We start from the raw sequence: 8145 nt of genomic DNA on the forward strand, positions 1-8145 counted from the left end.
GTCCAGGACTGGGCCAGCACCCACCGCACCGACATCGATCAACTCACCCTGGCCTGCGGACCCCACCACCGCCTCCTGGACAACGGCTGGACCACCCGAAAACGCGCCAACGGCGACACCGAATGGATCCCACCACCGCACCTGGATCGCGGTCAGCCACGCACCAACACCTTCCACCACCCGGAGAAGGTCCTGGCCGAAGACGACGACGAAGAAGCCGACGAAGAAGGGGCGGCTTAACTTGCCGGCCCGCCGGGGGCCGGCGCCGCCGAGCCGACCGCATCGCTGAGCGAGGCGAAGCCGCCGTCGCGCAGCCGACGGGCGACGCCGTCGTGAATGCGCTTGGGCCACAAGCCTCCTCCGTAGATGAAGCCGGTATAGCCCTGCAGCAGCGACGCGCCCGCGGTGATGCGTTCCCACGCGTCGTCGGCCGTTTCGATGCCACCGACGCTGATCAGCACCAGGCGATCACCGACCCGGCCATACAGCCGGCGCAACACCTCGGTGGCGCGGCGCGCCACCGGCGGCCCGGAAATGCCGCCGGGGCCGAGCGCGTCGACCCCCGGCGTCCGAAGGCCCGCACGCGACACGGTGGTGTTGGTGGCGACGATCCCGGCCAGGCCCAGCTCGACAGCCAGGTCGGCGACGTCGTCGAGATCGGCGTCGGAAAGATCGGGCGCGATCTTGACCAGCACCGGCTTCGACGTCTCGGCGAGGACGGCCGACAGGATTGGCCGCAGCGACTCGACGGCCTGCAGGTCGCGCAGACCGGGCGTGTTCGGCGAGCTGACGTTGACCACCAGGTAGGACGCCAGCGGTCCGACCAGGCGGGCGCTGGCCCGGTAGTCGTCGACGGCGTCGGCGGCCGGCGTGGACTTCGTCTTGCCGATGTTGACCCCGATCGGGATGTCGGGTCGGTGACGCGCGAGCTGGATCGCCAGCGCGCCGGCGCCGAGGTTGTTGAAGCCCATCCGGTTCAGCAGGGCTCGGTCCGCGGGCAGCCGGAACATGCGCGGGCGCGGGTTGCCGGGCTGCGCGTTCGCGGTGACGGTCCCGACCTCGGCGTAGCCGAACCCCAGTGCCCCCCAGGTCAGTAACCCCTTGCCGTCCTTATCGAAGCCGGCGGCCAGGCCGAGCGGCCCCGGGAACTGCACCCCGAACACCGTGCTCGCCAGCGCCGGATCGGTGGGGCCCAGCAGGCGGTGCAACAGCCGCCGCGGCAGGCCGACGGCGGTGGCGCCGCGCAACACCGCGAAGACCAGCGTGTGGATGCGCTCGGGTGGAACCAGGAAGAACAGCCGTCGCACGACGCCGTACACCACGCCTTCGCGCGGTTGGGGCACGGTCACAGTTCCGGTTGGTCAGGCCGCCGGGTGTTCAGCCGAGACTTCTTGCGGCGCAACAACACCCGCCTGCTACCATCGGTATACAGCCGCACCCGGGTCAGCTCCCAGCCCCGGTATTCGGCCTCGATGGACAGCCGGATGGACGCGCTGACACGGGTCACCTCGGGTGGCAGGCGCAGCGGCACCCACTCGTATTCGTCGGACAGCTCGGCGTCCCAGCCCGCGGGCAACTGACTTCGGCGCGGCGCGGTCAACGCTTACCCGCCGCGTGTTCGATGACCTGAACCCCCGCACCGGACCCCGACACCACGTACAAGGTGTCTGACGCTTCGTCGAAGGCCAGTGAGTTCGGTTGCTGCACGGTCGGGTAACGCACCTTTTCGACGGGAATTCCGGTGGACAGATCGTAACCAATCACGATATTGGAAGCGGTCTGGGTTACCCAGCTCAACTCGCGGGAGCCGGCCAGGCCGTATGGCGCCTGCGGCACCGGATAGGCCTGCCGCAAGATCAGCGGGTCGACGCCGTACGCCAGCAGCTGGCCGCCCCGGGTGTCGGCGACCAGCACCCGACCCCACGGGTCCGCGGCCATGGTGGTTGCGCCTTCGCCCGCCCGCAACGCCTGGCGGGCTTGGCCGTCGGCGCCGATCGTGGTCACCGAGGTTTGCCCCCGGTCCAGGACGGCTGTCGTATTCCCTTGCGTGGCAAGCGCATCGACGTGGGCGAAGATCTTGGTCCGGCTCCCGACGGTAGCGGTGTCGACGCTGGCCGGGGTCGGCGAGGCAAGGATATAGACGGCCCCGTCGGCGCTGCCCAATACCAATTTGCCGTCGGCGCGTTGGGCCACCGCGGTGAAGTCGACCTGCGCGGCGTCGGTGACGTTCACCTGCCTGGTGTGGCCGGTGGGCAGGTCGACCACGAAATAGCCACCCCGGGCGGCCAGAAAGAGCGTGCCGTGTCCGTCGTCGGTCAACGAGGTCGCCGGCCCCGGCAGGTCGATGACCCGCGGTGCGGCGGTCGGCCCACCGAAGACCGTGACGGTGGCCGGCCCCGGCGGGGCGGCGGCGGGCGCCAGCACCGCCAGCTGGCGGGTCCCGCCGTCGAACGCCGCGGCGGTGGCGCGGGCGGCCAGCGCGCGCACCTCGCCGGCCGGGTTCTGCGACACCGGCGGCGACACGGCGGCCACGGCCGGTTCGATGGTGGGCGGTGCGGATTTGAATGTATTCGACGAACATCCCGCGACGACGCCCAGCAAAAGCGCGGCGCCAAGCAAACCCCGGTGAGCTGCCGCTCGGCGACGCATGTGCGTTGACAGCAATTATTTTCCCTCGCGTAACGACTATGGACTGGGCATACTAAGGAACGCCTTCGCATCCAATATGGCCATGTCGTCTACATCAAGTCCCGCGGGCGAGGTATGGTCGGGCCATGGCCGTCACCGTTGACCGGCATACCGCGGAGAAAGAGTTTGCTGTCGAGGATTTGTCGACAGGCATTTTCGCCAGCGGGTATGGACAAGTCGGTGATGGGCGCAGTTTTGCGTTCCACATCGAGCACCGATCGCTTGTCGTCGAAATTTACCGACCGCGCCTTGCCGGGCCGGTTCCCCAGGCGGATGAGGTGGTCGCCAGGGCGATCCGCAGCCTGGTCGACATCGATGTCTCCGACGAGCGCAGCCTGATCGCCGCCGTTCGTGACTCGGTGGCGCACGCGGTCCCGGTCGCGCGCTAGTCAAGAACCCGCCCCCGCACCGGGTACGGTCGTGATCGTGGTTTGGGCGGCGTATCGGTGGGACACCGCGGCATGACGGTCATCCTGTTGCGCCACGGTCGCTCCACCTCGAACACCGCCGGCGTCCTCGCCGGACGCTCCGAGGGCGTCGACCTCGACGACAAGGGCCGCGATCAGGCCGCCGGGCTGATCGACCGGATCGGTGACCTGCCCATCCGCGGGCTGATCAGTTCGCCACTGCTGCGTTGCCGGCGCACCCTCGAGCCGCTCGCCGAGGCGCTGTGCCTCGAGCCGCTCGTCGAAGACCGGCTCGCCGAAGTGGACTACGGGGACTGGACCGGCCGCAAGATCGCCGAGCTGGCCGGCGAGCCGCTGTGGCGGGTCGTGCAGGCCCACCCGAGCGCGGCGGTGTTCCCCGGCGGCGAGGGGCTGGCGCAGGTGCAGGCGCGCGCCGTGGCCGCCGTCCGGGAACACGATCGACGGCTGGCGGCAGAGCACGGCGGCGACGCCCTGTGGGTGGCCTGCACTCACGGCGATGTCATCAAGGCGGTCGTCGCCGACGCCTACGGCATGCACCTGGACGCGTTCCAGCGGGTCACCGCCGACCCGGCGTCGGTGAGTGTGATCCGATACACCGAACTGCGCCCGTTTGTGTTGCACGTCAACCACACCGGTGCGAAGTTGGCTGCAGCGCTGCGGGCCGGACCACCGCCCAAGGACGAGCCCCAGGATGAGGCGAAGGCGAAGACGGACGGTGAGTCCGGGACGGGGCCAACGGAACAGCCGACCGCGGCCGTTGCGTCCGGCGACGCGGTGGTCGGCGGCTCGACTGATTAATTCAGCTGTCGCGGGGCAATCGAATCGCACGGCGAAGGCAACAGCCGGTATTTTGGAGGTGCCATGGCCCGCGCAATTCACGTCTTCCGCACACCCGACCGCTTCGTGGCCGGGACCGTTGGTCAGCCCGGAAACCGCACGTTCTACATCCAGGCGGTGCACGACGCCCGGGTGGTGTCGGTGGTGTTGGAGAAGCAGCAGGTGGCGGTGCTGGCAGAGCGCATCGGTGCGCTGCTGCTCGAGGTGAATCGCAGGTTCGGCACCCCGGTGCCGCCGGAGCCCGCCGAGGTCGAGGACCTGAACCCGCTGATCACCCCCGTCGACGCCGAGTTCCGGGTCGGAACCATGGGCCTGGGCTGGGATTCGGAGGCCCAGACCGTGGTGGTCGAGTTGCTGGCCGTCACCGACGCCGAATTCGACGCGTCGGTGGTGCTCGACGACACCGACGAGGGTCCCGATGCGGTGCGGGTGTTCTTGACGCCGGAGTCGGCGCGGCAGTTCGCCACGCGCTCCAATCGCGTCATCTCAGCGGGACGCCCGCCGTGCCCGCTGTGCGACGAGCCGTTGGATCCGGAGGGCCATATCTGCGCGCGCGCCAACGGCTATAGGCGCAGCGCGCTGCTCGGGCCTGACGATGAACTTGAGGCCTGACGACCGTGAGGTGTTGCGCAACGGCGAGCTGACGGTCATCGGACGCATCCGCTCAGCCAGCAACGCCACCTTCCTGTGCGAGTCCACACTCGGCGAATCGACCGTGCACTGCGTCTACAAGCCGGTCTCCGGCGAAGCCCCGCTGTGGGATTTTCCCGACGGAACGCTGGCCGGCCGCGAACTCGCGGCCTACCTGGTGTCGACGCAGTTGGGGTGGAACATCGTGCCCTACACGGTGATTCGTCACGGGCCGGCCGGTCCGGGCATGCTGCAACTCTGGGTGGACCAACCCGGCGACGCGGCCGACTCCGACCCCAGACCCGGCCCCGACCTGGTCGACCTGTTTCCCGCCAACAAGCCCGAGCCGGGTTATCTGCCGGTGCTGCGGGCCTACGACTACGCCGGCGACGAGGTCGTCCTGATGCACGCCGACGACATCCGGTTGCGCCGCATGGCCGTCTTCGACGTGCTGATCAACAACGCAGACCGCAAAGGTGGCCACGTGCTGCGCGACATCGAGGGGCACGTCTACGGCGTCGACCACGGGGTGTCCCTGCACGTCGAGAACAAGCTGCGCACGGTGCTATGGGGCTGGGCCCACAAGCCGGTCGACCAGAAAATGTTGGACGCGGTCGCCGGGCTCACCGAGGTCCTGGGCGGCTCGCTGTGCGACGAACTGGCCGAGCACATCACGCGGGCGGAGATCGCGGCGTTGCGCAGGCGCGCGCACGCGCTGCTGGACGATCCGGTGATGCCGGGACCCAACCGGCACCGACCCATTCCGTGGCCGGCCTTCTAGTGGCGGTCGCAGCGTCGGAGATACTGAACCGGTGAGCCTGGCCCCGGATGAGCTGACCGACGCCGCACTGGCCGCCGAACTCGCCGCGGACGCGGGGGAGCTGCTGCTGAAAGTGCGCGACGAGATCGGCTTCGGTCATCCGTGGGCGTTGGGCGACGCCGGGGACACCCTGGCCAACGAGCTGATCCTGCGGCGGCTGCGCGCCGAGCGCCCCGGCGATGCCGTGCTCAGCGAGGAAGCCTACGACGATCTGGTCCGGCTCAAGCACGACCGGGTGTGGATCATCGATCCGCTGGACGGCACCCGCGAGTTCTCCACGCCGGGCCGCGACGACTGGGCGGTGCACATCGCGCTGTGGCAGCGTCCCAGCGGCGAAGCCACCAACGGTCAGCGAGAGATCACCGACGCCGCGGTGTCGTTGCCGGCCCGCGGGAACATGGTGTACCGCACCGACACCGTCACCGCCGACGCCGCGCGGGTCGGCATACCCCATACGTTTCGCATCGCCGTCAGCGCCACCCGGCCGCCCTTCGTGCTGCACCGCATGCGCCAATCGTTGGCGATCCAGCCGGTGGCCATCGGTTCGGCGGGCGCCAAGGCGATGGCCATCATCGACGGCGACGTCGACGCCTACCTGCACGCGGGCGGCCAATGGGAGTGGGACTCGGCGGCGCCGGCCGGCGTCGTGATGGCCGCCGGCATGCACGCGTCACGCCTGGACGGCTCGCCGATGCGCTACAACCAGTTCGATCCGTACCTACCCGATTTCGTGATGTGCCGCGCCGAGGTGGCACCGATCCTGCTCGCTGCCATCCGCGACGCATGGCGCTAGGTCACCGCGTTTAGAGTCGTTGGCATGCAGTCGTGGGAGTTTCCACCGGTCCCGGTATTGCCGGGACGTGGACCGGAGCTTCGGCTGTATGACACCTCCGATCGCCAGGTGCGGCCGGTGGCGGCCGGATCGACTGCGACCATGTACGTCTGCGGCATCACCCCGTACGACTCCACTCATCTCGGGCACGCGGCCACCTATCTCACCTTCGACCTGGTCTACCGACAGTGGCTGGACCTCGGCCACGCCGTGCACTACGTGCAGAACATCACCGACGTCGACGACCCGCTGTTCGAGCGCGCCGACCGCGACGGCGTCGACTGGCGCGAGCTCGGCGATCGTGAGGTCGCGCGCTTCCGCGAGGATATGGCGGCGCTGCGCGTCCTGCCGCCGCGCGATTACGTTGCGGCCACCCAGGCGATCCCCGAGGTGGTCGAGCTCGTCGAGAAGATGCTGGCGTCGGGGGCGGCGTACGTCGTCGACGGCGACTACCCGGACGTCTACTACCGGGCGGACGCCACGCCGCAGTTCGGCTACGAGTCAGGCTACGACCGCGAAACCATGCTGCGGCTCTTCGAGCAGCGCGGCGGCGACCCGCACCGGCCCGGCAAGACCGACGAGCTGGACGCCCTGCTGTGGCGGGCCGCGCGGCCGGGGGAGCCGAGCTGGCCGTCACCGTTCGGCGACGGCCGCCCCGGCTGGCACGTCGAGTGCGCGGCGATCGCGCTCAGCCGCATCGGCAGCGGCCTGGACATCCAGGGCGGGGGCAGTGACCTGATCTTCCCGCACCACGAGTTCACCGCCGCGCACGCCGAGTGTGTACGGGGTGAGCGGCGATTCGCGCGGCACTATGTGCACGCCGGAATGATTGGCTGGGATGGGCACAAGATGTCCAAGAGCCGCGGCAATCTGGTGCTGGTGTCGACGTTGCGGGCCCAGGGCGTCGAGCCGGCGGCCATCCGGCTGGGACTGCTGTCCGGGCACTACCGCGCGGATCGCTTTTGGAGCCAGCAGGTGCTCGACGAGGCCAACGCCCGGCTGCGGCGCTGGCGCACCGCGACCGCCCTGCCCGCCGGCCCGGACGCCGACGTCATCACGCGGGTGCGTCAGTACTTGGCCGACGACCTAAATACCCCTAAAGCCCTTGCTGCGCTTGATGGTTGGGCCGCCGATGCGCTCGAATACGGGGGCCATGACACCGAGGCGCCGAAGCTGGTAGCAACGGCGATCGATGCCCTACTCGGCGTCGAACTCTGATCGCGGCGCATTGTTGTCGGCCCGCGGAACGGTTGTCGGGATGGTGCATTACGCACCGAATCCGCAGTGCTGCGCGGTGGGGTCGCCGACTGTTGGCGAGTCTCCCGACGCCCGCAGAATGTTTGCTAGAATCCCTCGTTCAATATTGTGGATGACCAGAAACGCCTGTTCAACGCATGTATAACTTGCACCTATGTAAATTATGACTCACTAATTTGCGTTTGCTGAAAACCTAGCATGGGTATATATCTATAGGAAGTGGTCGGCTGAAGAATGCGGTGAGACCAATGGGAACGGACAGCGAGTCGGCGGAGCCTTCGGAAGGCCGCGACTTGTTGGACGCCGCCTGGCGGCCTCGGGGTGCACCGCAACTGGATCGTTACGCATGAGATCAGACACACATGAGATCAGACCAGTTCGCCCGAGGTGCGCAGCCGGATACGGCTAAGGAGCCTCTGTTTGTGATACGAGCCGGGGCAAGCCCTCGGAGTGGTTCCTAAGGCTGCGGCCAGTGTCCGCGGAAAGCCCCATCGCACGTTGGACCCAATCGGTCCGGTCGACCTCGACCACTGCTTTAGCCGGAACGCGGGGCCGCAGTGCGCCCCGCGAGAAGTCAGGTAGGCATCCGGTGGGGCGGGAGGGTCGTTGTACGTGGTCGATAGTGGCGCGGGATGCGGAGTTTCGTCGTGCGT

The 8145-nt window shown here is 68.6% G+C and carries 9 protein-coding genes and 1 pseudogene; 7 read left to right on the forward strand and 3 right to left on the reverse strand.

Going from position 1 to position 8145, the window contains the following annotated elements:
* Window positions 1-240, forward strand: a pseudogene (locus A5773_RS26200) (hypothetical protein); the annotation flags it as partial.
* Here A5773_RS26200 and A5773_RS00075 read toward each other — a convergent pair.
* From A5773_RS00075 to A5773_RS00085, 3 genes are read right to left on the reverse strand one after another with little or no spacing between them, the layout of a single operon-like run.
* Window positions 237-1319 carry a quinone-dependent dihydroorotate dehydrogenase gene (locus A5773_RS00075; RefSeq protein WP_197505374.1) on the reverse strand — a complete coding sequence of 361 codons (1083 nt, stop codon included), beginning with the start codon at window positions 1317-1319 and terminating at the stop codon, window positions 237-239. The pseudogene A5773_RS26200 and the gene A5773_RS00075 overlap by 4 nt on opposite strands.
* Before the next feature lie 26 nt (window positions 1320-1345).
* On the reverse strand, window positions 1346-1600 hold the full coding sequence (locus tag A5773_RS00080; protein ID WP_066957062.1) for a DUF5703 family protein: 255 nt from the start codon (window positions 1598-1600) through the stop codon (window positions 1346-1348).
* Window positions 1597-2649: a YncE family protein gene (locus A5773_RS00085; protein WP_066957065.1), complete on the reverse strand. Its 1053-nt coding sequence runs from the start codon at window positions 2647-2649 to the stop codon at window positions 1597-1599. The genes A5773_RS00080 and A5773_RS00085 overlap by 4 nt, the downstream gene beginning before the upstream one ends.
* Window positions 2650-2774: 125 nt before the next feature.
* Here A5773_RS00085 and A5773_RS00090 point away from each other — a divergent pair, with 125 nt between their 5' ends.
* From A5773_RS00090 to mshC, 6 genes are all read left to right on the forward strand, one after another.
* A complete protein-coding gene (locus tag A5773_RS00090; protein ID WP_066957068.1) occupies window positions 2775-3077 on the forward strand; it encodes a hypothetical protein in 303 nt (100 codons plus the stop codon).
* 72 nt (window positions 3078-3149) lie between these two features.
* Window positions 3150-3914 (forward strand): histidine phosphatase family protein, encoded by a 765-nt coding sequence (locus A5773_RS00095; protein ID WP_066957071.1) that lies wholly within the window; start codon window positions 3150-3152, stop codon window positions 3912-3914.
* 63 nt (window positions 3915-3977) lie between these two features.
* Window positions 3978-4565, forward strand: coding sequence for a DUF3090 domain-containing protein (locus tag A5773_RS00100; protein WP_066957074.1), 588 nt, complete (start codon window positions 3978-3980; stop codon window positions 4563-4565).
* Window positions 4549-5364 carry an SCO1664 family protein gene (locus A5773_RS00105; RefSeq protein WP_082948012.1) on the forward strand — a complete coding sequence of 272 codons (816 nt, stop codon included), beginning with the start codon at window positions 4549-4551 and terminating at the stop codon, window positions 5362-5364. The genes A5773_RS00100 and A5773_RS00105 overlap by 17 nt, the downstream gene beginning before the upstream one ends.
* Window positions 5365-5395: 31 nt before the next feature.
* The gene (locus A5773_RS00110) at window positions 5396-6196 is read left to right on the forward strand and encodes a 3'(2'),5'-bisphosphate nucleotidase CysQ (protein WP_066957080.1); all 801 of its coding nucleotides are present in this window, start codon (window positions 5396-5398) and stop codon (window positions 6194-6196) included.
* Window positions 6197-6220: 24 nt separating this feature from the next.
* Window positions 6221-7453, forward strand: a complete 1233-nt coding sequence (gene mshC / locus A5773_RS00115) for a cysteine--1-D-myo-inosityl 2-amino-2-deoxy-alpha-D-glucopyranoside ligase (protein WP_066957083.1) — start codon at window positions 6221-6223, stop codon at window positions 7451-7453.
* Window positions 7454-8145 lie beyond the last annotated feature (692 nt).

This window comes from Mycobacterium sp. 852014-52450_SCH5900713, from assembly GCF_001667075.1.
Classification (GTDB): Bacteria; Actinomycetota; Actinomycetes; order Mycobacteriales; family Mycobacteriaceae; genus Mycobacterium.

Excerpts from the sequence above, each read along its gene's own strand:
- A5773_RS00085 (WP_066957065.1), bottom strand. The coding sequence starts at position 2,649 with ATGCGTCGCCGAGCGGCAGCTCACCGGGGTTTGCTTGGCGCCGCGCTT.
- A5773_RS00090 (WP_066957068.1), top strand. The coding sequence starts at position 2,775 with ATGGCCGTCACCGTTGACCGGCATACCGCGGAGAAAGAGTTTGCTGTC.
- A5773_RS00095 (WP_066957071.1), top strand. The coding sequence starts at position 3,150 with ATGACGGTCATCCTGTTGCGCCACGGTCGCTCCACCTCGAACACCGCC.
- A5773_RS00100 (WP_066957074.1), top strand. The coding sequence starts at position 3,978 with ATGGCCCGCGCAATTCACGTCTTCCGCACACCCGACCGCTTCGTGGCC.
- A5773_RS00105 (WP_082948012.1), top strand. The coding sequence starts at position 4,549 with ATGAACTTGAGGCCTGACGACCGTGAGGTGTTGCGCAACGGCGAGCTG.
- mshC (WP_066957083.1), top strand. The coding sequence starts at position 6,221 with ATGCAGTCGTGGGAGTTTCCACCGGTCCCGGTATTGCCGGGACGTGGA.